The sequence below is a fragment of the Streptomyces sp. S186 genome (assembly GCF_051603415.1).
GTDB lineage: Bacteria > Actinomycetota > Actinomycetes > Streptomycetales > Streptomycetaceae > Streptomyces.
On record NZ_CP193932.1, the window covers coordinates 3508971 to 3531565 of the forward strand.

Consider the following 22595-nt stretch of genomic DNA (forward strand, 5'->3'; position numbering starts at 1 on the left):
GGCAGAGTTGGCGGCCTGGGCGCGCCCCCTACGCCACCACCGCCAACTCCCTCCCCGTCACATTCAGCCGCCGCCCGCCGTCCTCCGTACACACGACGATGTCCTCGATCCGCACCCCGAACCGCCCCGGCAGATAGATCCCCGGCTCGATCGAGAAGCACATCCCCGGCACCAGCGGCAGATGCTCGCCCTCCACCATGTAGGGCGGCTCGTGCGTGGTGACCCCGATGCCGTGCCCGGTCCGGTGGATGAAGTACTCGCCGTAGCCCGCCGCCTTGATCACCTGCCGCGCCACCCGGTCGATCTCCTGGCACGCGACACCGGGCCGCACCGCCTCGAACGCCGCCTGCTGGGCCTCCCGGACGATCTCGTGCACCGTCCGCTCCTCGGCACCGGGCTGCCCGACGTGCACGGTCCGCGTGGTGTCGGACCCGTACCCGTCCTTCAGCCCGCCGAAGTCGAGTACGACCATGTCGCCGTCCTCGATGACCCGCTCCCCCGCCTCATGGTGCGGGTTGGCCCCGTTGGGCCCCGACCCGACGACCGTGAAGTCCACCTGGCTGTGCCCGTGCTCGGTCAGCAGCCGCGCCAGATCCGCCGCCACGTCGCACTCCCGCCGCCCGGCGAACCGTACCCCCAGGATGTCCTGGTACGTCGCGTCCGCGGCCGCCCCCGCCGCCGCCAGCCGCTCCACCTCGTACGCGTCCTTGACCGCGCGCAGCATCGGCAGCGCCTCCGTCAGCGCCGCGTACCCGGCCCCGGGGAGCGACCGCTGCAACCCGAGCAGATGCAGCGCCCACATCCCGTCCGACACCCCGTAACGCCCCTGCGGAGAAAGCCACTTGCCCAGCTCGGCACAGGGGTCCGACCCGTCGGTCCAGCCCGTCACCTCCAGCGCCCCGGCCCCGGCGGCACGCTCCGCGTCCGGCCGCTCCAGTACGGGCACCAGCAGCCGGCCCGCCCGGCCCGGCTCGATCACCAGCGCCGTCAGCCGCTCGGTGACGGCCGTCGGCCGGTACCCGCACAGCCACACCAGATCCGGCCCCGGCGTGACGATCAACCCCGCCAGCCCGGCCGCCGCGGCGGCGTGCCCGGCCCGCGCCATCCGCTCCTCGTACGCCTCGCACGTCATCGAAGTCACCATGGCGCGAATCTACGCCGCCCCGCCGGCCACGCACTGGCCCCGCACGCACCCGACCGGCTTGGCATCGTCCGGCACCACCCGGCGCCACCCGGAACCCCTCCGACACCACGCGGGTGCCACGCGGCGCCACGCAGGCGCCACACGGCACCATCCGACACCATTCCGCACCCCAAAGAGCGGGGCAGCGTGCACGGCGCCACCATGACACAGACCACTCGCAACGCGTTTCTGCAGCTCAGGGCCGGATTTACGCAGATCTGCGCCACCCCGCCCCCACGAGACACCACTCACGCTTGCGTATGGCGCCATGGTGATGCCATGATGACGTCATGGATCTCACGCCGTATGTCGACTCTCTTCGCCGTGAACTCGCGGTGGCCGCCGAGGCCGGCGGGGATGATGCCCGTGCGTTGGCCGAGCGGCTGACCGCTCCGTTGGAGTCGGCGACGCGCCTGACCATGCTCCATGTGCTCTCCGCCGCGATGGACGAGATCACCCGTGAACTCGCCCCCGGCTCGGTCGACGTACGGCTGCGCGGACTGGACCCGGACTTCGTGGTCACGCCCCCGCCCGCCGACAGCCGCCCCGCGGAAGCGGCCATGGCGCCGGCCGAGTCGCTCCCGGCCCTGGCTCCGGCCGAAGGGGAGGAGGGCGGCACCGCGCGGGTCAATCTGCGGCTGCCGGCCCACCTCAAGGCGCGTGCCGAGGAGGCCGCGAGCCGTGAGGGTCTGTCGGTCAACGCCTGGCTGGTGCGCGCGGTCTCGGCTGCCGTCGGCACGGGCACCGGCGCCCAGCCCCGTACTGCCGAACGCACCCGCACCACGGGGCAAAGCTTCACCGGCTGGGTCCGCTGACCCCACCCGCCCCCGTACTTCAGGCCCGTACCCGCACGCCGTACGCCCCCACCCACACTTCACGTCACATCACGTCCCACCCACAGGGACGCTTCAAGGACTCATGAGGACGGTACAGCCATGCCTTCTTTCGACACCCCTGAGCCGATTGCGGTCAGCGCCCACGTCGTAGCCGGCTCCCTGCGCCTGATTGCCGGCGACCGCGCCGAGACCGTCGTACAGACGCGGCCCCGTGACCCGAACAAGGACGCGGACGTCCGGGCCGCCGAACAGACCGAGGTCACCTACACCGGCGGCGTGTTGACCCTGCGCACCCCCAAGGCCCGCTACCTCGTGGGCCGCACCGGCACCGTCGACATCACCGTCGAACTCCCCACCGCCTCCCGCCTGGAGATGACCGGCGACTGGGCCCAACTCCTGGGCGAGGGCCGCCTCGACGAGGTCCGCGTCAACAAGATCTCCTCCGGCGACGTCCGCCTGGACGAAACCGGGCCGCTGCATCTGAAGGTGACCCACGGCTCGATCACCGTCGACCACATCCACGGCCCGGCCGAGATCACCACCAGTTCCGGCAGCCTGCGCATCGGCACCCTCGACGGTACCGCCACCTTGAAGAACTCCAACGGCTCCACCCTGCTCGGCACCGCCCTGGGCGAGGTCCACATCAGCGCCGCCAACGGCGACGTCGACATCCAGCGCGCCGAGAGTTCCGTGACCGCCACCGCCGCCCACGGCATCCTGCGGGTGGCCGAAGTCGCCCGCGGCACCACCCAGTTGGAAAACGCCTACGGCGCCATCGAAATCGGCATCCGCGCAGGCACCGCCGCCTGGCTCGACGTCAGCACCGAATGGGGCCAGGTCCGCAACACGCTCGACGCCTCGGACACCCCACACGAAACCGAAGACACCGTCGAAGTCCGCGCCCGCAGCCGCTACGGCAACATCGACATCCGCCACACCCGCCCCTGACCACCGACCCCGACCGCACGCACTCGCACACGGGCGAACAGGCCCACACCCCCGGCCACTTCGGCCACTCGGCCAGTCAGCCAGTCAGCCACTCGGCCACTTCAACCGCTCCAGCTGCCCCAGCTGCTCCGGCCGCTCCAGCCGCTCCAGCCGCTCCAGCCGCTCCAGCCGCCGAACGGGCGGGCGCCGCACGCGCTCCTGTCATGCCCACGTCCAGTCGTCGCGCCCACCGTCCCAGAAAGGCCCACCCACCATGAACACCGCACCCACACCCCAGGCATCCGCCACCACCCCACCGGACGCGATCTCCGCGACCGGCCTGCGCAAGTCGTACGGCGACAAGGTGGTGCTCGACGGCATCGACCTGCGCATCCCCGAAGGCACGATCTTCGCCCTGCTCGGCCCCAACGGCGCCGGCAAGACCACCACCGTCGAGATCCTCTCCACGCTGATCACCGCCGACGCGGGCCAGGCCCGGATCGCGGGCCACGACGTGGCCGCCGACGCCGGCTCGGTACGCCGCAAGATCGGCGTCACCGGTCAATTCGCCGCCGTGGACGGCTTGTTGACCGCCCAGGAGAACCTGCTCCTCATGGCCGACCTGCACCACCTGAGCAGGCGCGAGGGCCGCCGCCGCGCCGCCGAGCTCCTGGCGCGGTTCGAGCTGACCGAGGCGGCCCGCAAGAACGTCGCCACCTTCTCCGGCGGTATGCGCCGCAAGCTCGACCTGGCGATGACCCTGGTCGGCCGGCCGCGGATCATCTTCCTCGACGAGCCGACCACCGGCCTGGACCCGCGCAGCCGCCGCGTCATGTGGGGACTCATCCGGGACCTGGTGACGGATGAGGGCGTCACCGTCTTCCTCACCACGCAGTACCTGGAGGAGGCCGACCAACTCGCCGACCGCATCGCCGTACTGGACCACGGGAAGCTCGTCGCCGAAGGCACCGCCGACGAACTGAAGCGCACCATCCCCGGCGGCCACATCCGCCTCCGGTTTGCCGACGAGGCCCACCTCACCGCGGCAGCCGACCTCTTCGGCATCGCCACCGCCGACGACGAGTCACTCACCCTCCGGATCCCCGGCGACGGAACCCTCCCCCACCTCCGCGCCGTCCTCGACTCCCTCGACAGCACCGGCGTACGGGCCGAGTCGCTCACCGTGCACACCCCCGACCTCGACGACGTCTTCCTCACCCTCACCGGCCGGCAGAACGCCGCACCCGCCCCAGCCCCCACCCACACCAACTCGCAGATGGAGTCCGCCCGATGAGCACCGCCACCGTGGCCGCCACCGCACCGGCCACCCCCACCCGCTCGTACGCCCTGCGCGACGCCATGACGATGCTGCGCCGCAACCTCAAACACATGCAGCGCTACCCGTCGATGACGATCTCGATCGTCGTCATGCCGATCCTGATGCTGCTGCTGTTCGTGTACGTCTTCGGCGGGGCCCTCGGCACCGGCATCGGGGCGGGCGCCGGCCGCGGCAACTACATCAACTACGTGGTCCCCGGCATCATCCTGATGTCCGCGACCTCCGGGGCCGTCGCGACCGCCGTGTCCGTCTGCACCGACATGACGGAAGGCATCATCAACCGCTTCCGGACGATGTCGATCTCCCGCGGCTCCGTGCTCACCGGCCATGTCCTCGGCAGCGTCATCCAGGTCACGGCGGTCCTCGCCCTGGTCATGGGTGTCTCCCTCGCGATCGGCTTCCGGCCCGACGCCTCCCCGGTCGAGTGGCTCGCCGCGTTCGGCCTGCTGGTCTTCCTGTCCTTCGGCCTGGCCTGGATCTCCGCCGCGATGGGCATGGGCGCCAAGACCGTCGAGTCCGCGTCCAACGCCCCGCTGCCGCTGACCTTCCTGCCCTTCCTCGGCAGCGCGGTCGTCCCCCCGGACTCCATGCCGACCGGCCTGCGTTGGTTCGCCGAGTACCAGCCCTTCACACCGATCAACGAGACCCTGCGCGGCCTGCTGCTCGGCACCCCGATCGGCAACGACGGCTGGCTCGCCCTCGCCTGGTGCACGGCCCTCAGCCTGGCCGGCTACCTCTGGTCCCGCGCCGTCTTCAACCGCCAGGTCACCCGCTGACCCCCGACCCCACCCCAAAGGGGCGCCTCCCCACCCCGGGAGCCGCCCCTCTCCCCGGTTGTTCCTCACGCGTCCTGACCACCGTGAGCACCCCGTCGCCCACCTCCTGAAGGTGTACGGCGAAGTCCCCGTCGTCCGCCAACAGCCGCTGGAATCCGGCAAGCTGGTCACGGTGGCTCACGGCGTTGTCAACCGCCACCACGCCATGGGCGGTCAGTATCCGGCGAAGCTGCGGCCAGTACTGCGGGTAGGCAGGCCGCTCGGCGTCGAGCACCACAAGGTCGACCGAGGCATCTGGTGTACGCGCCAGGACCTCGGCGCCGTCGCCTTGTACGACGCTCACGTGAGCCGCCAGTCCGGCTTGCTCGATGTTGCGTCGAGCCGCCTCCACCCGGGTCGGGTCGATCTCGACCGTGGTCAGCCGGCCACCGGTGTCCCGCAGCGCGTCGGCTGACCAGATCGCCGAGTACCCGTTGGAGGTGCCGATCTCCAGTACCTGTGCGCTGCGCTGGATGCGGATGAGCTGGGCGATCAGGCTTGCCGCCGCCGGCGTCATATTGCGCAGCCGCAGCAACCGGTCGTCGAGCGGCTCGTCGTGTGTACGCCCTTCCTGATACAAGGCGTCCAGGTATGCCATAAGTCGGTGGTCCACAACAGCTCCTGTCACGGTCGGCGTGAACGCTACTTCGACAGCAACGACCACGCTCTGCGTTGCTCCCGCTCTGCCTGCTGCCAAGCCAACACTCACGCAAGCGAAGCGGCATCTTGCGGTGACCGGCCCGGCGTCCGCCGCTCCGCCTTCCGGTCATGGACCAGCAGATGCGGCGTCGGCCATGACCATTCGCCATTCGTCAAACTACCCGGCCCCCTTGACGATCGGGCCCGATCTCGCCGGGCAGCCCCTGGAGGCTTCGACTGCCCGCCGCCGGCAGCTCGCCAACGATCGTCAGCGTCGGCCCCTGGTCGCGAGCCAGAGACAGAACAATCCACCCGGTACTGCGACGGCCAGGAAGTACAGAACCGACTCCACGACGCTGCCGCCCTCGGCCCTGAAGTCAGGGTCGATCAGCAGGATGAAGAAGAACGCAAAGACCGCAACGGCAAGCCCGACAGCGGCCGAGTCACGGGTTCGCATGCTCTCCCGCTCTCCCTCTCACGCACCAGCCTGCGAACCGCAGTACAGCGGTCACAGCGACGGTCAGCGTCGACAGCGCGAGAGTTGGTATCGCGCTGGACTGCGGACGTACGAAGAGCAGGACCGCTGACGCAATCGTTGCGACAGACAGGACTGCGAGTGCGCCCCTCGCTATGAGGGCCTTCTGCGACTGCTTCATGGCGTCACTCCTGCTTACCCGAACGGATTGCAAACCACCGTGCCATACGGGGAACTCCCAACCCGCAAAAGAACGGAAGCACACCGGCGCAGCTGCCGAGGCGTAGTTCCTATCGCGGGCACGCCCAGTTCGCCACCGGCCGCTACGGCGTGAGCATGGCCCGCGAGGACGGGACCGGCGTCGCCCTGGAAATCAGCGGCAACACCACCATCGCAGCCGCAGGCCGAAAGATTTCGCCTCGCAGGGCATCACCCCCGGCGTTCCCGCCCTCTCGCATGGCGATGCGGCGGTCCTGTTCATCCAGGCCCGCCGCATCAACGGCGCTGGTGCCGCGACTGCTTGGTGTCAGGGCATCTGGGGCGTCAACGCCTCACACCGCGCCGAGGCAGCCCAAGCCCGGTCATAGCTCGGAGCCACAGACGGGACGCGGCCAGACTGACCCGGGACCTGCCGCCTATGCACCAACGTGGACACCGGCTTGGGTATGTGAGGGCTTGTACTTCTTGGAGCCCTCGAATTCGGCCGTATAGCCACTGGCGAGCGCGTTGATCCAGTTGAGAGGCTGTCCGGCGTGCTGCCCGGCGTTGGTCCGTATCTCGCCATTGGCGTCGGTGAGGTCGGAACCGACCTCCTTGCCGCCGACGTAGAACCTGACCGTCTGGCCCTCGATGCCCTCGCCGTCCGACGTCGTAAGGCGTACGAGGACCGTATCGCCGGCCAGCCGACCGATGTGGCCGGTCGCGTCTCCGGCCTTGAGCCTGGTCGGTATTTTTTCGGCCGACTGGCTGGCTTGGCCTGACTGGCCTGACTGACCCGAAGAACCCTGCTGCTTCCTCAGCTCTTCGTTCTCTCTCTTCAGCCTTTCGTTCTCTTCCTTGTACATCTTCAGCGCTTCCATCATCGGATCCGGATTCGACATGACCCGCCCTCCTCCTGTTTTTTCACGCACTTCGACGACATCTACGTCATCAGAATTCCCATGCACCCCTGCCTCGGTCATATTCAATTAGCCCATTCGGGTGAGCGTGAATCCGTACCAACCGTCACTGTTACCGCCCGCTGCCTCGTCCTCGACGGCCAGCCCCTGTCCGGCAGCGTGGTCTTCCGCGCGCCGGCCCAGCTCACGTTCCCGGCTGCCGACGTCATCCTCGGCAGTCCCGCCACCGCGCAGCTCGACGCGCAGGGGCAGATCAGCGCGCCCCTGCCCGCCACCGACGCGCGGCGGCGCCGACTGGCTCGCTTCTCTGACCGGGCCCCGCGGCCCCCGAGGGCGAGCGCCGGCCCGGCCGGACCCCATGGCGAAGCGGGCCCGCCGTGCAACTCCCGACGGCGACCGGCACCCGCAAAATCTGATCTCCGCAGGTCTTGGTTTCCAGGCATGGCCGTGCGACCCGTACACGGTCGCCAACCCTGCGGCCAAGTTCCTTGCGCCCCAGCAGCTTTACGTGTGCGGCATCAACGTCGGCCCCGTGGCCCGAGGCACAGCTCGACGCGATCGAGCGCGTCGGCGCCGCCCTGTGCCGCGCCTACGGCTGGTCGGCCGCATCCGTGATCGGCCACAAGGAGTGGACGAACACCAAGATCTACCCTCGCGGGTTGAGAGGTGGCCACCACACGCCGCGCCCCTTCCACGTCAATCGCCACGAGCCCACTCTCTGAGCCGAGTGAGCATCGCCCTTTTCAGCGAGTACGGGCTCGTGTCCAGGTCGGGCCTGGCCGGGACCGCGCGCTCCAATTCGTCGGCGTCGACGGCCTCAAGAAATTCGGCTGCCAGTGGCTATCCGCCTGCGAGCGTGGGCGACCACCACTTGGGCAAGCCCCTCGAACTCTGTGGCGCCATAGTTCCCGACGTGCAGAAGGACGTTGGACGACTCGCCGTCGTGGTGGCTGATGGTGTAGCCGGTCAGTGAACTTGGGTCTATGCGCTCTCCGTCTCTTTCGATGCGCGCTCGGGCGCCCAGAGCGGTGATCCGAATACCTCGCTCGCTGTTCTGGCTCATGCGACAGGCAAGCAAAACAAGCCCGGATGCATTCGGGATCGGTCCGGGCGAGGCCAGTTCCGTTCCAGGCTGCAGCGCCCGTCGTGGGCCATAACAGGCCGACGGCCCTCCAGGCGTCGATGCCGAGATCGTCCAGCACGACTCGCCGAACCCGCACTCAACCATGGCGCATCCCCTGGCGTCTTCACATAAATGCACCAAAGTTTGTGCAATGTTGAACGACGACTCACTGGGATGTGCTGATGGATCCACCACCCGTCCGGGCGTAATGGACATATCCATAAACGCCATCACATAGCGATCCTGGTGGGCTGTTTCGCGTTTTGGATCTATGAATGGTGTGAGTTAACGTCTTGGCACCGCCCGGCCGGACCTGCCGTGGCAGCAGGGGAAAACCGGGGGAAGAAGAAAGAAAACCAGGGGGAAGAAGGAAATCGGGGGCCGTTCAGTTTCCACGCCAAGCGGCGTATCCGTATGCCCTCTCCCCCCTGCCTACAAGGGGAAAGTGTACGTGAAGAACAATTACATCCGCATAGCCGCAGCCACCGCCGTGACCGCCGTCGCGATCGGCGTCGCCGCTCCCGCCGCGAGCGCGGTCGAGGCCCACCGCGACCGTGCGGTCGCGGCGCAGGCGGCAGAGTCGCTGCAGCCCACCGCTGAGGACGTCCGCGACCTCATCTCCCGCATGCGCGCCGATGGCGCCGACGCCAACCAGATCCGGGAGTTCGAGGAGTACGCCAAGCAGCTCGAAAACCCCGACGCCCACAAGCGCACCAAGCGGGCCCTGGGCATGGGCACCATCGTGCGCAAGCTGATCGTCGCCGGTCTGCGCCACGGCGGAAGCTGGGCCGGAAAGATCGTCGGCAAGGTCAGCAAGAAGAGCGGCGCTTTCCTCTCCCGCAACGGCAACAAGATTGCCGACGCGATCGAAGAGGTCGAAGGCTGGAGCGAGACCGCCCTCGCCGTCGCCATGGTGAAGGCAGGCGTCCCCACCGATGTCGCCTACGACATCGCCAAGGCCATCATGATGATCGCCCTCTGAGGTATCGACTCCGCGGGCGGCACCCCGGCACTCCGCCGGGGTGCCGCCCGCACCACCGTTCCGGCGCAGCAAGGAGTGCGCAATGAAGGACCAACAGAAAGCAGACGAAGAGCCCACCTGGGCCTCCCTGTCCCCCCGCGAAAAAGTTCTCGCCGTCTTCGGCATGACCGGACTGGGGCTCGGCATTGCAACCGTCGTGGCCGTTGTTGTCCTGCTGGGTGTTTTCCTCGTCGCGGTGCTCTCCCGCAACCTGATCGACTCCGACGGTGTGGCTCCCCTGTTCTGGGGTGCATTGCTGTGCCTGCCCTGCGGACTGCTCGCCGGAATCTTCATCTATCCCTTGCGGCTCGCGATGCGTCTCTCTTCGGTCTCCGGAAGGACCCAACGCGGCGCTGAGATGGGCTTGTCGGCAGCTACGACGTTCCTCGCCGTGCTGCTCGTCGAGTACTTCACGCCGGGGCTGCGCGTACAACATCCCTGGCTCCCCGCCTTGCTGGCCACTTTGTTGGTAGCCCTGGCCAACGTGGCCATCAGGCATCTCGAAGACCGCAAGAAGCAAAGGGACGGTTCAGCGTAGCTCGGGCTTCACCGATCGCTGCTTACCGGCAATGACACACACTCCCATAACGCCCCCCCCAACGGCGCTTCGGATTACCGATCTCGGGGTCCAACAACTCGCCTTCGCTCACCCGCCGTCGGACCATCAGGTTCGCGGACAGCACAGGGCGCGCCACCGGACACTCTCGGCTGCGTGGGCCCGGGGCCCTACCGGAGAACCTTCTGCTCAGTTGGTCTTTCCATTCGTACCAGTGGCTGGAGAACGGCTCACCCTTGAGGTAGTGGGCGATACCGAGGGCGTTGTACCGGACGGTGCTGTGCGGCAGGCGATCAGGCGGTCCCAACTCAGCCGGCACAGTGTGGCCACCTCACGACCTCAGAGCCCGAGATCCACCTGCCCACCCGTTCAAGTCAAGACGCGATCACGCCGATCGCTGGCGGCTCCCTCTCCGCTGACATGGGATCACCTCGCCGAAGACGAAATAGCCCCGGCTGCTGCGATGCAGTCGGGGCCCGTCCTTGAGAGGGAGCAGTCAGACAAAGTACAGACGTTCAAGTTCGTCGCGGCCGACCGACCTTGTGTACAGGGTGCCGCCCTCCTGCGTGATCTTTTCCAGGTAGGCATAGATCTGCAGAGCCCGGTTGATGGTGTCCGTCTTGGTGTCGCCGGTGAGTTTGACGGCCTGATCCAGCGCGGCAGCCGCCTTCGGAGCGAGGTTGACGGTGACGCGAGTCGGGCCGGAACTCTGCCACTCCTGGGCGGTGGCACCCATGTGTGAGGTGGACATGCGCGGATTCCCCTTCGTCCGATCCATCCGCGGCCTGGCCCGGCCAGACCACTACAGCACCCAGAGTGCCCTATCTACCATACGTCGTCAAGCAATCGTATGTACGTCGCATGCCTCATGCGCGCGCACAGCATGCCGCACGTATGGCCCCTACCCCGTTCCGTCACCACCCTGTCCGAGCCGAGTAACAGTCACGTAAGCGTGAGGGAACCGGAGTTGATGCACATCGCACATGGTCGATAACGTCGCGTCATGAGCGGATTAGGTGACGGGGGACAGCTGGGGAAAGGGGAGAGATGACGACCAGGAATCTCGACCTCAGCGTGGAACGACCCAGCAGCCGCGCGGACTCAGCCGTGCTCAAGGAGAGCACAGGGCTGACTTTCAAGTGGGAACTCGGCCCCGCCAAGGTGGAGGTCGCCACCGATGAGGCTCAGTCGACGTCCCCCTCCGCGATCGGCATCGCCATGCTGCTGCTGTCCGCGGGAAGCAGCGTGCCGGCCGTGGTGCTCGCCCTGGCCAACCAGCTGCTCAACGCCCCTGCCGTGCTGATTGCCACCGGGGCGATCGCGCTGTTCCTGGTGGTCTTCGCCACTGGGACGCTCCTGATACTACGGAGCGGGACAGCCCGAACGCCCCCTGAAGACTGCGCCGCAGGAATCCACCCGACCCCGAACAGCAGGCACACACGCTACCGCCGGCTCCGACCGGACGGCACCGGACCGAACACCCGCTGACGCTACGCCGAAACGGCGCGGAGTAGCGGGTGAAACCCGCACGCGCGCCTTCCCCGGCGAGAATCAGCAGGAAGGCGCGCGTGCGGGCGGCCGTCGTCGAGAAGAACACCGACACCACACCCACGACGCACCACCGGCCGATCGCATACGCGCCACCTCCTCGGATGCGTCCTTGATCGGGTATCCCGCGTCCATCAGCATCCCCACCGCCGTCTCCAACGACAGCACCCCGCCCCGTACGCCTGGGTGACCTCGTCGAGCACCGCCACCCGGCCGGTCGGCGTGTGCGGCGCCCATACCAGCCGCACCGGAAGCGACTCCCCCCGCCGGCCATCCCTCGGCGCGCCCGGCCTGATACAGCCGCGGCACCATTTTCAGCAGCAGCTGGTACTTGTGCTCCGTGTCCAGCCGCCTCGCCCCCACCAACGCATCCAGCGGGCCCAACGCCAGCTTCAGCGCGTACCCCGACGGCACCTGCGAGCCGTCCAACGTCCCCAAACCGGCCGCCGTGGTACGCGAGTTGGACGCGATGCGGTCCAGTAAGCGCTCCACCCTCGCGCGGAGTTCGGCCAACGGCAGCACCGCCAGGCGAACGAGCCCGACAGCGAGGTCGACAAGAAGGAGCCGTGGAAAGAGACCGGTCGCCTTCACCTGGGAGGACGGCCGCGCGTACCACCCCGAGTAGTACCTATCTCAGATCTTCAAGCGACTGATCAGGAAGCTCGACCTGCCGCCCTCCCCCTACACCCGGGCGCTGCCGCAGTTCGAGAAAGCCGAGACCGAAGCCCCGTCGCCCTCGTACCGCGTGCCCGGAAGCCGCAAGAAGCCGCGGCCGAGCACGTCATGGCCGGCGAACAGCCCAAGAAGGCCGAATTTCCCAGCGACGAGCCCGATGAGTCCGGGGAAGGCCGCCCGACGGCAGGTTCCCAGAGTGTTCCCGCCCGGCATGAGGAAGGCCCTCCGTGAAGATCACGGAGGGCCTTCCTCGCACTCATACAGCCTCTGACCTGGCTGTTCCCAGAGCCCCCTGTCGGATTCGAACCGACGACCTTCGCTTTACAAGAGCGGTGCTCTGACCAGCTGAGCTAAGGAGGCGTGCCGGAAGAAGTGTACCCAGGCGCGCCCGGTGCCCGTTGCCTTATTCGGGACCGGCCGGTTCAGGGGCGGGCGCGGCCGGCCGGACGACCGCATTTCGTGACCGTCGGCCTGCTGACACCCGGCCTCGGCACGGGTAGCGTCACCAGCGGTTTGCCGCTGTGGACTACACCACTTCGAGTGGGGGCGTCCCGGTGGCGGCCGCCCATTCATTCCTTTACTCGGATCGTCCGGCACGTTCCTGCCGGTGAAGGGACATATCACCATGGCTACGGTCACCTACGACCAGGCAACCCGCATTTACCCGGGTTCCGACAAGCCCGCCGTCGACAAGCTCGACATCACCATCGAGGACGGCGAGTTCCTCGTGCTCGTCGGGCCCTCCGGGTGCGGCAAGTCCACCTCGCTGCGGATGCTCGCGGGGCTGGAGGACGTCGACGCGGGCGCCATCCGCATCGGCGAGCGGGATGTCACCCACCTGCCGCCCAAGGACCGGGACATCGCCATGGTGTTCCAGAACTACGCGCTGTACCCGCACATGACGGTCGCCGACAACATGGGCTTCGCGCTCAAGATCGCCGGTGTGCCGAAGGCCGAGATCCGGCAGAAGGTCGAGGACGCGGCGAAGATCCTGGACCTCACGGAGTACCTGGGGCGCAAGCCGAAGGCGCTCTCCGGCGGTCAGCGGCAGCGGGTGGCGATGGGGCGGGCGATCGTCCGGGAGCCCCAGGTGTTCCTGATGGACGAGCCGCTGTCCAACCTGGACGCGAAGCTGCGGGTGCAGACCCGTACGCAGATCGCGGGCCTGCAGCGCCGGCTCGGGATCACGACGGTGTACGTCACGCACGACCAGGTCGAGGCGATGACGATGGGCGACCGGGTCGCGGTCCTCAAGGACGGGCTGCTCCAGCAGGTCGACTCGCCGCGGAACATGTACGACCGGCCGGCGAATCTGTTCGTGGCGGGGTTCATCGGCTCGCCGGCCATGAACCTCGTCGAGGTGCCGGTCACCGACGGCGGGGTGAAGTTCGGCAACAGCGTGGTGCCGGTCAGCCGGGAGGCGCTCGCCGGCGCCGAGGGCGACTCGACCGTGACGGTCGGCATCCGGCCCGAGCACTTCGACATCGTCGAGCAGAACGGGGCGGCCGCCGCGTCGCTGTCCAAGGAGGCCGCGGACGCCCCGGCCGGCCTGGCGGTGACGGTCAACGTCGTCGAGGAACTGGGCGCCGACGGCTACGTCTACGGGACGGCCGAGGTCGGCGGGGCGGTCAAGGACCTGGTCGTACGGGTCAACGGCCGCCAGGTGCCGGCCAAGGGCACCCAGCTGCACATCGTCCCGCAGCCGGGCGAGACGCATGTCTTCTCCACGTCGACGGGCAAGCGGCTGACGGACTGACCGCCCGACGGACGGGCCGGCGGGCCGGCCCATACCGGACGGCCGGGGGCGGCCGGCGCGGGCCCCACACGCCCCCGCGGGGTTTACCCCGGCGGCCGTGTGGGGTACTGCGGGCCCCGCACTGCCGCCGGGCCGTCGGCGCATCGCCTCAGGGCCGGCTCCGGGCCGTGCGGCCCCTCGGGAGTCCCGCTCCCGCAAGCCCGGGAGCGGGGCGACGGCCCTCTCGCCGCACCCACCGCGGACGCCCCGCCGGTCCCGGCACACCCCGCCCCGGAAACGGCTTTTCGGACCAGTGCGTCAACACAGCAACCGCACCGACGAGCCATTCCGTCCCCCGATAAGGTGACGAAATGTCGCCAAATCATCACTCGTCGCTACCATCTCGACCGTGAACTCCGCAGCCCGCCGTATCGGCCGAACTCTCGCCCTCGTCCTGCCCGTCGTCCTCGTGCTCTCCGGGACCCTCGCGGTCACCCGCGTCCCGTGGGCCGCGAAGACCACCGAGTCGCAGGTGCTCACCGCGTCCTCCGGCAAGGTCTCCACCAAAGCCGGCCCCCGCGCCGCCCAGGACGTCCTCAGGGACCGCCTCCTCGTGGAACTCCAGGAGAAGGACCCCGGCGTCGCCCTGACGCACCTCCAGGAGGCCACCACCGCCCGGCCGTCGCTGGCCAAGCACTGCGCCTCCATCGCCCGTGCCCTCGGCCGCGCCGCGGTCGCCAAGTACGGTGCCGCACACCGCGCCCAGGAGTTCTCCCGCCCGGTCTGCGACACCTCCTTCGCCTCCGGTGTGGCCGCCGGCCAGTGACCGTTGCTCGCACCGCTTAGGGTGCGACCATGACCGGCGCCCCGCATCCCCACCCCACACAGGCCGTGGTCCTGGCCGGCGGCCAGGGCTCCCGTCTCCGCCCGTACACCGACGACCGCCCCAAGCCGATGGTCGAGATTCCCGGCACCGGAACCCCGATCATCGGCCATCAGCTGAACTGGCTCGCCGAGGAGGGCGTCACCGACGTCGTCATCTCCTGCGGGCACCTCGCCGAAGTCCTCCAGGAATGGCTGGACCGGGCCCAACTCCCCTTGCGTGTCACGACCGTTGTCGAGACCGAGCCGCTGGGCCGCGGCGGCGGCCTGAAGCACGCCGCCGGCTCCCTGGCCCGCCCGGACGAGCCCTGGTACGCCACCAACGGCGACATCTGGACCCGTTTCCCGCTCCGCGAGATGGCCGCCTTCCACGAGGAGCGCGACGCCGTGGCCACTCTGGCGCTGGCCCGTCCGCGCATCCCCTGGGGCGCCGTCGAAACCGACGCCTTCGGGCACGTCCTGGACTTCATCGAGGCCCCGCCCTCCCCGTATCTGATCAACGCCGGCGTCTATGTCTTCGCCCCGGCGTTCACCGCGCTGCTGCCCACCCGGGGCGATCACGAGCGCACCACCTTCCCGCGCCTGGCCCGGGAACGCCGGCTGGCCGGCTACCCGCTCCCCCAGGGGGCCTACTGGCGCGCCATCGACACCGCCAAGGACCTCTCCGAGGCCGCCAAGGAGCTGGCCGCACACGGCCGTTGAGAGGCCGTAGCAGCGCCGTAGAAGCGCCGTAGAAGCGCCGCTGACGGCCCGCGTAGCCCCCGGCCCGCGTAGCCGCTGCCGTTCCCGCTGGCGACAACGCGACAACCCACCTGCCGCCCTGGCTCCGCCGCGCCCTGCCCACCCGGCTCGACTCGACTCGACTCGACTCGGCCCGACGCGGCTCGGCCCGGCCCCGTCAACGGGCGCCGCACGCCCCTCTCCCCCTCCTCCCCGCCCCTGATGGCAACCGCCCCCAACGCCGCCGTCCCCGACCCCCGCCCCCTGCGGCCGGTGGCCCTGCGGGAGTTGGGAGATCGGGGACGGAAGGTGCGGTGCGGTGCAGTGTGCCCGGCGGGTCAGCCCAGCAGGCCGCCGAGGGTGCTGCCGTGGCCGGAGTCGCCGCCTGGGGAGCCGGAGCTGGAGCTGCCGGTCGTGCCGCCGCCGGTGCCGCCCGAGCCGGCCGGCGACTGGGTGCGGCCGGGGGACCGGGTCGGCGCCGACTGCTGCGAGGCGCTGGTCGTCGCGCCGGGCCGGCGGGCCGAGCCGCCGGTGCGGCCGCCCGTCGACGGGGTGCCCGCGGACGAGGCCGACGGCGTGCCGGGCCGGTGCGGCTTGTGGGAGGCGCCCGTGGCCGGCCCGCCGGGGCGGCCGGGGAGACGGTGGCCGGGGCGGGGGGCGTGGTGGCCGGGGTGCGGCAGCGGGGAGCCGGGGAGGTTGTTGATCGCGGGCTCACCGGGCCGGGGCACCGTCGGCACCCGCGCGGTCCGTACGGCGCCGCCCAGCAGGGAGCCGATGAGCAGGGTCAGACCGGCCACCACCGCGGTCATCACGGCGCCGCGGCGCAGCACCCGGCGGCGCAGCGCGCCGACCTCGACGCGCGGGCCCAGCCGCCGCCACGCCTCGCCGGCCAGCCGGGCGTCCATGGAGTAGACCGGAGCGCCCGCGATGATCAACGGGCTCCAGGCGGCGAGGTAGATGATGTCGGGGGCGTCGTAGGCGGGGACGGTGCGCCAGCTGACGGTCATCAGCAGCGCCGCGGAGAGCAGCGCGCCGAACATGGCGGCGACCCGCTGCCACAGTCCGCAGATGGTCAGCACACCCACCACGACCTGGAGGAAGGCCACCGTCAGGCCGGCGCCGACCGGGTGCGCGACCGCGAAGTCCCGGAGCGGAACGGTCAGTTCCCAGGGGTGGAGGGAGAGCAGCCAGGTGACCATCGAGCCGCGCTGGCCGCCGTCGAAGTAGACGGGGTCGCACAGCTTGCCCATGCCGGCGTAGACGGAGATCAGTCCGAGGAAGATCCGCAGCGGGAGGAGGACGACGCCGAGGTTCATCCGGCGGCCGGGGTAGTACGCGTGCCGGACGGCGTCGCCGCCGCGGCGCCGGGCCGCGGGGTCGTAGGGCTCGCGGTCCTCGAACCGGTCGTCGGCCCGGCCCTCCGCGCCGTACCGCTGGCCGGGGAGCCGGGCGGAGACGGCGCGGGTGCCGCGCGGCAGGGTGTCCTCGTCGTCGACGGGGCCGCGCTGGCCGACGACGGTGGAGGCGGGGGCGGGGGCGTCGCCGAGCCGGACCCGGGGCAGGACCTGGGTCGTGCCGACGTCCTCGGCCGGGCCGCGGTCCAGGCCCTGGCCCTGGCTGGCGTCGCGCACCGCGTGCAGGAGCTGGGTGGTGGCGCCGGCGGTGCCGCCCGGTTCGGTACGGCCGCTCCAGACCACGGGCGTGCGGCGTCTGGGCGGCGATCCCCTGAGGGCGGGGACGCGCGTGGTCTCGGCCAGGGCGCCGGCGGCCACGGGAGCGGCGAGCTGTACGCGGAAGCTGGCGTGGTTGACGATGACCTGCGCGGGATCGCACGGCACCTTGACCGAGCTCAGGACCGGCTCGTCGTCGAAGGTCGACGACGAGCGTCCCCCCGTAGGCGTGCGGGGTGTTCTGGTGTCCACGCTCATCTAACCGAGTGACCCGCGGTTAAGACACTGCCTTGACCGGCCCGATCTGTCCGAGACCCGTCAAAAGATCACGTGATACGGCGGGGACGCACGGAGCGTCATGCTGTGCCCCTGGGGCCGGGCGCCCGGCCCCAGGGCAGCGGCCGGGTACGCCCGGCGGCCTCGGTCAGCCGCGGCGGCGCGCCGCCTCCCACAGGACCACGCCGGCCGCGACACCGGCGTTCAGCGACTCCGCGCCGCCCGGCATCGGAATCCGCACGCGCAGGTCGCAGGTCTCGCCGACCAGCCGCGACAGGCCCTTGCCCTCGCTGCCGACGACGATCACGACCGGGCCGTCCAGGGCCTGAAGGTCCTGCAGCTCCACCTCGCCGTCCGCGGCCAGGCCGACCACCGTCATCCCGGCCTTCTGGTACGTCTCCAGGGCCCGGGTCAGGTTGGTGGCCCGGGCGACCGGCGTACGGGCCGCGGTGCCCGCGGAGGTCTTCCAGGCGCCGGCTGTCATCCCGGCGGCCCGGCGCTCCGGCACGACCACGCCGTGGCCGCCGAAGGCCGAGACGGAGCGGACGACGGCGCCGAGGTTGCGCGGGTCGGTCACGCCGTCCAGCGCGACGATCAGCGGGTCCTCGCCGGCGTCGAAGGCGGCGGCGGAGAGGTCCTCGGGGTGCGCGTAGTCGTACGGCGGGATCTGGGCGACCAGGCCCTGGTGGTTGAGACCGTTCGTCATCCGGTCCAGCTCGGCGCGCGGCGCCTCCAGGAGGTTCAGTCCGAGCTCGGTGGCGAGCTGGAGCGCCTCGCGGACCCGCTCGTCGTTGTCGATGAACTGCTGCACGTACAGGGTGGTCGCGGGGACGCCCTCGCGCAGCGCCTCGACGACCGGGTTGCGGCCCACGACCAGCTCCGCGGTGCCCTTGGCGCCGCCGCGCCGCGGGGCAGGCCGGCGGTTCGCGGCCTGCTTGGCCTTGGCGTTGGCGAGGCGGTTCTTGACGTGCCCCTTGCGGGCGGACGCGGGCGGGGTCGGGCCCTTGCCCTCCAGGGACCGGCGCCGCTTACCGCCACTGCCGACCTGAGCGCCCTTCTTGTTCGACGTGCGGCGGTTCCTGCGCTGGCTGTTGCCGGCCATGGGTCACCTGTTTCTTCACTGCTCTCGACGTCTCGCGACGTGGAGTGGGTACGTACGTATGGATTGAGTGTCGCCCGCGGCCACCGGGAAGGGCGAATCCGGCTGGTGGCCGGGGGTGCGGCCGGTCCCCGGGGCGGGCCCCGGGCCCGGGTTCAGGACAGCGACCAGCGGGGGCCGGACGGGGTGTCCTCGATGCTGAGGCCGGACTGCTGGAGCTGGTCGCGGATGGCGTCGGCGGTGGCGTAGTCCTTGCGGGCCCGGGCGCTCTGCCGCTGCTCCAGGACGAGGCGGACGAGGGAGTCCACGACGCCGTGCAGGTCGGCGCCGCGGTCCGCGCCGCCGCCCGACCAGCGCTCGTCGAGCGGGTCCAGGCCGAGCACCCCGAGCATCGCCCGCACCTCGGCGAGCCGGGCCACCGCGGCCTCCTTGTCGTCGGCGGTCAGCGCGGAGTTGCCCTGCCGGACGGTGGTGTGGACGATCGCCAGCGCCTGCGGGACGCCCAGGTCGTCGTCCATCGCCTCGGCGAAGGCCGGCGGCACGTCGGCCGCGGGCTCGACGGCTTTCCCGGCCAGTTCCACGACGCGCTGGACGAAGCCCTCGATCCGGGCGAACGCCGACTCGGCCTCGCGCAGCGCCTCCTCGCTGTACTCGATCATCGAGCGGTAGTGCGGGGTGCCGAGGTAGTAGCGCAGCACGATCGGCCGCCAGCGCTTGACCATCTCCGAGACCAGCACGGAGTTGCCCAGCGACTTGGACATCTTCTCGCCGCTCATGGTCACCCAGGCGTTGTGCGACCAGTACCGGGCGAAGTCGTCGCCGTACGCCTTGGCCTGCGCGATCTCGTTCTCGTGGTGCGGGAAGACGAGGTCGACGCCGCCGCCGTGGATGTCGAAGGCGGCGCCCAGGTACTTGTGGGCCATCGCCGAGCACTCCAGGTGCCAGCCGGGGCGGCCGCGGCCCCAGGGGGTCTCCCAGCTGGGCTCGCCCTCCTTGGCCGCCTTCCACATGGCGAAGTCGCGCGGGTCCCGCTTGCCGGTCTCGCCCTCGCCGGACGGCTGGAGGAGATTGGCCAACTCCTGGTTGGAGAGCTGGAGATACTCCGGGAAGGAGCGCACGTCGAAGTAGACGTTGCCGTCGGCGGCGTAGGCGTGGCCGCGCTCGATCAGGCCGCGCATCATCTCGATCATCTCGGGGATGTGGCCGGTGGCGCGCGGTTCGTAGGTGGGGCGCAGGCAGCCGAGGGCGTCGTAGGCCGCGTTGAAGGCGACCTCGTTCTCGTAGCCGATCGACCACCACGGGCGGCCCTGCTCGGCCGACTTCTGGATGATCTTGTCGTCGATGTCGGTGACGTTGCGGACGAACGTCACGTCGTAGCCGCGGTGGGCGAACCAGCGGCGCATGATGTCGAAGTTGAGTCCGGACCGGATGTGCCCGATGTGCGGAGCGGCCTGCACGGTCGCACCACAGAGGTAGATCGAGACACAGCCCGGCCGGAGCGGGGTGAAATCGCGAATCTTCCGGGCGCTGGTGTCGTACAGGCGAATTGTCACGGGACCAGGGTAGTCGGAACGCGGCGGTGCCCCGTGCCCTGTGGAACACGGGGACACGGAAGCGTCGCGGCCGCCTGGTCCGCCGGCTGATTCGTACGGTTTCCTCCCGGGCGGCGGGGTGACGCCGCCCGGGGCCCGGGCTCAGACGCGGCCGACCACCTTCCGCGGGGTGATCCGGACCACGACGCGCTGATCGTCATCGGCCGAGGCCGGGTTGAACTCGGCGTAGCGCTTGCCGGTGTACTTCAGCGACAGCTCGTCGATCAGCTCCTGGCCGCCCTCGGTGCTGAGGGTGGCCTCGCCGCGGATCTCGGCGTAGCTGTACGGCGCGTCGAAGGGCTGGAGGACGACCGAGACCCGGGGGTCCCGGCGGATGTTCTGCTCCTTGCGCCGGCCGACGGTCGTCGAGAACAGCAGGTCGTCGCCGTCCCGCTTCACCCAGACCGGGGAGAGCTGGGGGCTGCCGTCCGGCTGGATCGTCCCCACGGTCACGAAGACCGGGGAGTCGAGCAGCTCCTTGAGCTTGTCGGAGAGCGTTGCAGTCACGAAGGATCCTTCCCGGGGGCCGAACCGATGGCTTCCGATGGAGACGAGTACCCGTTTTCCCCTCCAACTCCCTTGTGGCGCCCGGCATTCCCGCGCTCTGCGGCCAATTGGCGGAACGCACCGTTCCGGCCCGCTCGGCTCCCTCAGGCGGTGCGCACCACCAGGGCGGTGGCGATCGCGGCCAGCCCCTCGGCGCGGCCGGTCAGCCCCAGTCCGTCCGTCGTGGTGCCGGAGACCGAGACCGGCGCCCCGACGGCCGCCGACAGCGCCCGCTGTGCCTCGGCCCGGCGCTTGCCGACCTTCGGGCGGACGCCGATGACCTGCACCGCGACGTTGCCGATGGCGAAGCCCTCGGCCCGGACGATCCGTGCCGCCTCGGCCAGCAGCGTCACCCCGGAGGCGCCGGACCACTCCGGGCGGGAGGTGCCGAAGTGCGCGCCGAGGTCGCCGATGCCGGCCGCGGAGAACAGCGCGTCGCAGGCGGCGTGCGCGGCCACGTCGCCGTCGCTGTGCCCGGCCAGGCCGTAGCCGTCGCTCTCCGCGGCGTCCCAGAGCAGCCCGGCGCACCACAGCTCGCGCCCCTGCTCGAAGGCGTGCACGTCGGTGCCGACCCCGACGAGGGGGATGCCGGGCAGCGCGGGAACGGGCTGCGCGGACGGGTCAGACATAGCCATCGGTGGCCCTCCTCCGGGCGAGTACGGCCTCGGCCAGGACGAGGTCCAGCGGCCGGGTCACCTTGAACGCCTCCTCGTGGCCCGGGACGAGCACCACCGGCTCCCCGAGCCGCTCCACCAGTCCGGCGTCGTCGGTGGCGCCCTCGCCCTCCACGACGGCCTGGTGCGCCTTCAGCAGCGTCGGCAGGTCGAAGCCCTGCGGGGTCTGCACGGCGCGCAGCTGCGAGCGCTCCGGGGTGCCGACCACCGGCTCCGGGGTGCCCTGGGGACGCGGTTCGACCTGTTTGACGGTGTCGGCCAGCGGCAGCGCGGGGACCACCGCCGGGGCGCCGGCGCGGACCGCCTCGATGACCGCGTCCACGGTCTCGACCGGCACCAGCGGGCGGGCCGCGTCGTGGACCAGCACCACGTCGATGCCGTCCGGCAGCGCGGCGAGCCCGAGCCGGACCGACTCCTGGCGGGTGGCGCCGCCGGGGACGACGGTCAGCTCGGTGCGGTCGGCGAGCGGGTGGGCGTCGAGCAGGTGACGCACCTCGTCGGCGCCGTCCGGCGGGGCGACCACCACGAGGTGCGTGACGGCACGCGAGGCGGCCATCGCGCGGACCGCGTGGACCAGCATCGGGGTGCCGCCGAGGGTGCGCAGGGCCTTGGGGGTGCCGGGACCGAGCCGGACACCGCGGCCGGCGGCCGGGATGACCGCCGCGGTACGCGCCGGGGTGGTACGGGCCGGGGAAGAAGGATCTGACATCGATGGCTCCGGAGTCCGGGCGAGCCCGGAATTGGGGCAGACAGGTTTGTTTCCTCGGGCGAGGTGGGTATGGCCTGGGGAGTGCCGGGCGTTACGCCTTGACCGGAACCCTTCCGTGACGCCGGTCGGGGCAGCAGCCCGAGCCCGGCACGCCACCCAAGGCTTCCCCGCTCGTCGAGTCCGGGGAGGGTCCGGCGGGCTTCAGCGAGCTTCAACGACGAAGACGAAGCTGCCGCCGGCTCGGTGTCCGGCCTTCTCCCGCACCACCCGCAGATACCGCCCCGGAGATGTTCCGCGCCGCAGATATGCCGCAGCGCCCGGCAACAGACCCGCCCGTTCGGGAGGCGGTCGTCACTCGGGCACCGCGGCATTGCTGCGTTGCCGCTGCGTCGTCGCTGTGGCTCGTCGGAGTCAGCGGCTCGCCGCAGTCGGCGTGC

General features: G+C 70.5%; 22 protein-coding genes, 1 tRNA gene and 1 pseudogene. 11 read left to right on the plus strand and 13 right to left on the minus strand.

What is annotated here, in order from left to right; all coding sequences use genetic code 11:
• Positions 1–28: 28 nt before the first annotated feature.
• Positions 29–1132 (minus strand): M24 family metallopeptidase, encoded by a 1104-nt coding sequence (locus ACRAS8_RS14680; RefSeq protein ID WP_438490488.1) that lies wholly within the window; start codon positions 1130–1132, stop codon positions 29–31.
• Positions 1133–1473: 341 nt separating this feature from the next.
• On the opposite strand from ACRAS8_RS14680, the gene ACRAS8_RS14685 reads away from it, so the two are divergent.
• From ACRAS8_RS14685 to ACRAS8_RS14700, 4 genes are all read left to right on the plus strand, one after another.
• Positions 1474–1998, plus strand: coding sequence for a toxin-antitoxin system HicB family antitoxin (locus ACRAS8_RS14685; protein ID WP_438486499.1), 525 nt, complete (start codon positions 1474–1476; stop codon positions 1996–1998).
• A gap of 120 nt (positions 1999–2118) precedes the next feature.
• Complete coding sequence (locus tag ACRAS8_RS14690; RefSeq protein WP_438486500.1) at positions 2119–2967, plus strand: DUF4097 family beta strand repeat-containing protein; 849 nt, start codon at positions 2119–2121, stop codon at positions 2965–2967.
• Between the two features lie 253 nt (positions 2968–3220).
• The gene (locus ACRAS8_RS14695; protein WP_438486501.1) at positions 3221–4240 is read left to right on the plus strand and encodes an ATP-binding cassette domain-containing protein; all 1020 of its coding nucleotides are present in this window, start codon (positions 3221–3223) and stop codon (positions 4238–4240) included.
• Positions 4237–5061, plus strand: a complete 825-nt coding sequence (locus ACRAS8_RS14700) for an ABC transporter permease (RefSeq protein WP_438486502.1) — start codon at positions 4237–4239, stop codon at positions 5059–5061. Before ACRAS8_RS14695 ends, ACRAS8_RS14700 begins: the two co-directional genes overlap by 4 nt.
• On the opposite strand, the gene ACRAS8_RS14705 is transcribed toward ACRAS8_RS14700, so the two are convergent.
• The 3 genes from ACRAS8_RS14705 to ACRAS8_RS14715 all read right to left on the minus strand — a co-directional run bounded on the left by ACRAS8_RS14705 (position 5051) and on the right by ACRAS8_RS14715 (position 7314).
• A complete protein-coding gene (locus tag ACRAS8_RS14705) occupies positions 5051–5698 on the minus strand; it encodes an O-methyltransferase (RefSeq protein WP_438486503.1) in 648 nt (215 codons plus the stop codon). The two genes, ACRAS8_RS14700 and ACRAS8_RS14705, sit on opposite strands and share 11 nt — an antisense overlap.
• 309 nt (positions 5699–6007) lie before the next feature.
• On the minus strand, positions 6008–6196 hold the full coding sequence (locus ACRAS8_RS14710; RefSeq protein ID WP_438486504.1) for a hypothetical protein: 189 nt from the start codon (positions 6194–6196) through the stop codon (positions 6008–6010).
• Between the two features lie 653 nt (positions 6197–6849).
• Positions 6850–7314, minus strand: a complete 465-nt coding sequence (locus tag ACRAS8_RS14715) for a hypothetical protein (RefSeq protein WP_438486505.1) — start codon at positions 7312–7314, stop codon at positions 6850–6852.
• 548 nt (positions 7315–7862) lie between these two features.
• On the opposite strand from ACRAS8_RS14715, the pseudogene ACRAS8_RS14720 reads away from it, so the two are divergent.
• The 3 genes and pseudogenes from ACRAS8_RS14720 to ACRAS8_RS14730 all read left to right on the plus strand — a co-directional run.
• Positions 7863–7991, plus strand: a pseudogene (locus tag ACRAS8_RS14720) (N-acetylmuramoyl-L-alanine amidase); the annotation flags it as partial.
• Between the two features lie 915 nt (positions 7992–8906).
• Positions 8907–9437 (plus strand): hypothetical protein, encoded by a 531-nt coding sequence (locus ACRAS8_RS14725; protein WP_438486506.1) that lies wholly within the window; start codon positions 8907–8909, stop codon positions 9435–9437.
• 82 nt (positions 9438–9519) lie between these two features.
• Positions 9520–10014, plus strand: coding sequence for a hypothetical protein (locus ACRAS8_RS14730; protein WP_438486507.1), 495 nt, complete (start codon positions 9520–9522; stop codon positions 10012–10014).
• Positions 10015–10528: 514 nt separating this feature from the next.
• On the opposite strand, the gene ACRAS8_RS14735 is transcribed toward ACRAS8_RS14730, so the two are convergent.
• Entirely contained in the window at positions 10529–10783 is a 255-nt protein-coding gene (locus ACRAS8_RS14735; protein ID WP_438486508.1) for a hypothetical protein, read from the minus strand.
• Between the two features lie 296 nt (positions 10784–11079).
• Here ACRAS8_RS14735 and ACRAS8_RS14740 point away from each other — a divergent pair, with 296 nt between their 5' ends.
• Positions 11080–11520: a hypothetical protein gene (locus ACRAS8_RS14740; protein WP_438486509.1), complete on the plus strand. Its 441-nt coding sequence runs from the start codon at positions 11080–11082 to the stop codon at positions 11518–11520.
• A 63-nt stretch (positions 11521–11583) separates the two neighbouring features.
• Here the strand turns inward: ACRAS8_RS14740 and ACRAS8_RS14745 are convergent, their stop codons facing one another.
• Together ACRAS8_RS14745 and ACRAS8_RS14750 are read right to left on the minus strand one after the other, a co-directional pair.
• Positions 11584–12171: a hypothetical protein gene (locus tag ACRAS8_RS14745; RefSeq protein WP_438486510.1), complete on the minus strand. Its 588-nt coding sequence runs from the start codon at positions 12169–12171 to the stop codon at positions 11584–11586.
• Between the two features lie 370 nt (positions 12172–12541).
• Positions 12542–12615 (minus strand) — tRNA-Thr (locus tag ACRAS8_RS14750).
• Positions 12616–12880: 265 nt separating this feature from the next.
• Here ACRAS8_RS14750 and ACRAS8_RS14755 point away from each other — a divergent pair.
• From ACRAS8_RS14755 to ACRAS8_RS14765, 3 genes are all read left to right on the plus strand, one after another.
• Complete coding sequence (locus ACRAS8_RS14755; protein WP_438486511.1) at positions 12881–14011, plus strand: ABC transporter ATP-binding protein; 1131 nt, start codon at positions 12881–12883, stop codon at positions 14009–14011.
• Positions 14012–14399: 388 nt separating this feature from the next.
• The gene (locus tag ACRAS8_RS14760; RefSeq protein ID WP_438486512.1) at positions 14400–14816 is read left to right on the plus strand and encodes a hypothetical protein; all 417 of its coding nucleotides are present in this window, start codon (positions 14400–14402) and stop codon (positions 14814–14816) included.
• Positions 14817–14845: 29 nt separating this feature from the next.
• The gene (locus ACRAS8_RS14765; protein ID WP_438486513.1) at positions 14846–15574 is read left to right on the plus strand and encodes a nucleotidyltransferase family protein; all 729 of its coding nucleotides are present in this window, start codon (positions 14846–14848) and stop codon (positions 15572–15574) included.
• 356 nt (positions 15575–15930) lie between these two features.
• Here the strand turns inward: ACRAS8_RS14765 and ACRAS8_RS14770 are convergent, their stop codons facing one another.
• From ACRAS8_RS14770 to ispD, 6 genes are all read right to left on the minus strand, one after another.
• Positions 15931–17520 (minus strand): hypothetical protein, encoded by a 1590-nt coding sequence (locus ACRAS8_RS14770; protein WP_438486514.1) that lies wholly within the window; start codon positions 17518–17520, stop codon positions 15931–15933.
• Between the two features lie 166 nt (positions 17521–17686).
• Complete coding sequence (rlmB, locus tag ACRAS8_RS14775; RefSeq protein ID WP_438486515.1) at positions 17687–18640, minus strand: 23S rRNA (guanosine(2251)-2'-O)-methyltransferase RlmB; 954 nt, start codon at positions 18638–18640, stop codon at positions 17687–17689.
• A gap of 152 nt (positions 18641–18792) precedes the next feature.
• Positions 18793–20190 (minus strand): cysteine--tRNA ligase, encoded by a 1398-nt coding sequence (gene cysS, locus ACRAS8_RS14780; protein ID WP_438486516.1) that lies wholly within the window; start codon positions 20188–20190, stop codon positions 18793–18795.
• A 141-nt stretch (positions 20191–20331) separates the two neighbouring features.
• A complete protein-coding gene (locus tag ACRAS8_RS14785) occupies positions 20332–20736 on the minus strand; it encodes a PPOX class F420-dependent oxidoreductase (protein ID WP_438486517.1) in 405 nt (134 codons plus the stop codon).
• 143 nt (positions 20737–20879) lie between these two features.
• Complete coding sequence (gene ispF / locus ACRAS8_RS14790; RefSeq protein WP_106731918.1) at positions 20880–21410, minus strand: 2-C-methyl-D-erythritol 2,4-cyclodiphosphate synthase; 531 nt, start codon at positions 21408–21410, stop codon at positions 20880–20882.
• Positions 21397–22158, minus strand: a complete 762-nt coding sequence (ispD, locus tag ACRAS8_RS14795) for a 2-C-methyl-D-erythritol 4-phosphate cytidylyltransferase (protein WP_438486518.1) — start codon at positions 22156–22158, stop codon at positions 21397–21399. Before ispD ends, ispF begins: the two co-directional genes overlap by 14 nt.
• Between the last annotated feature and the right edge of the window lie 437 nt (positions 22159–22595).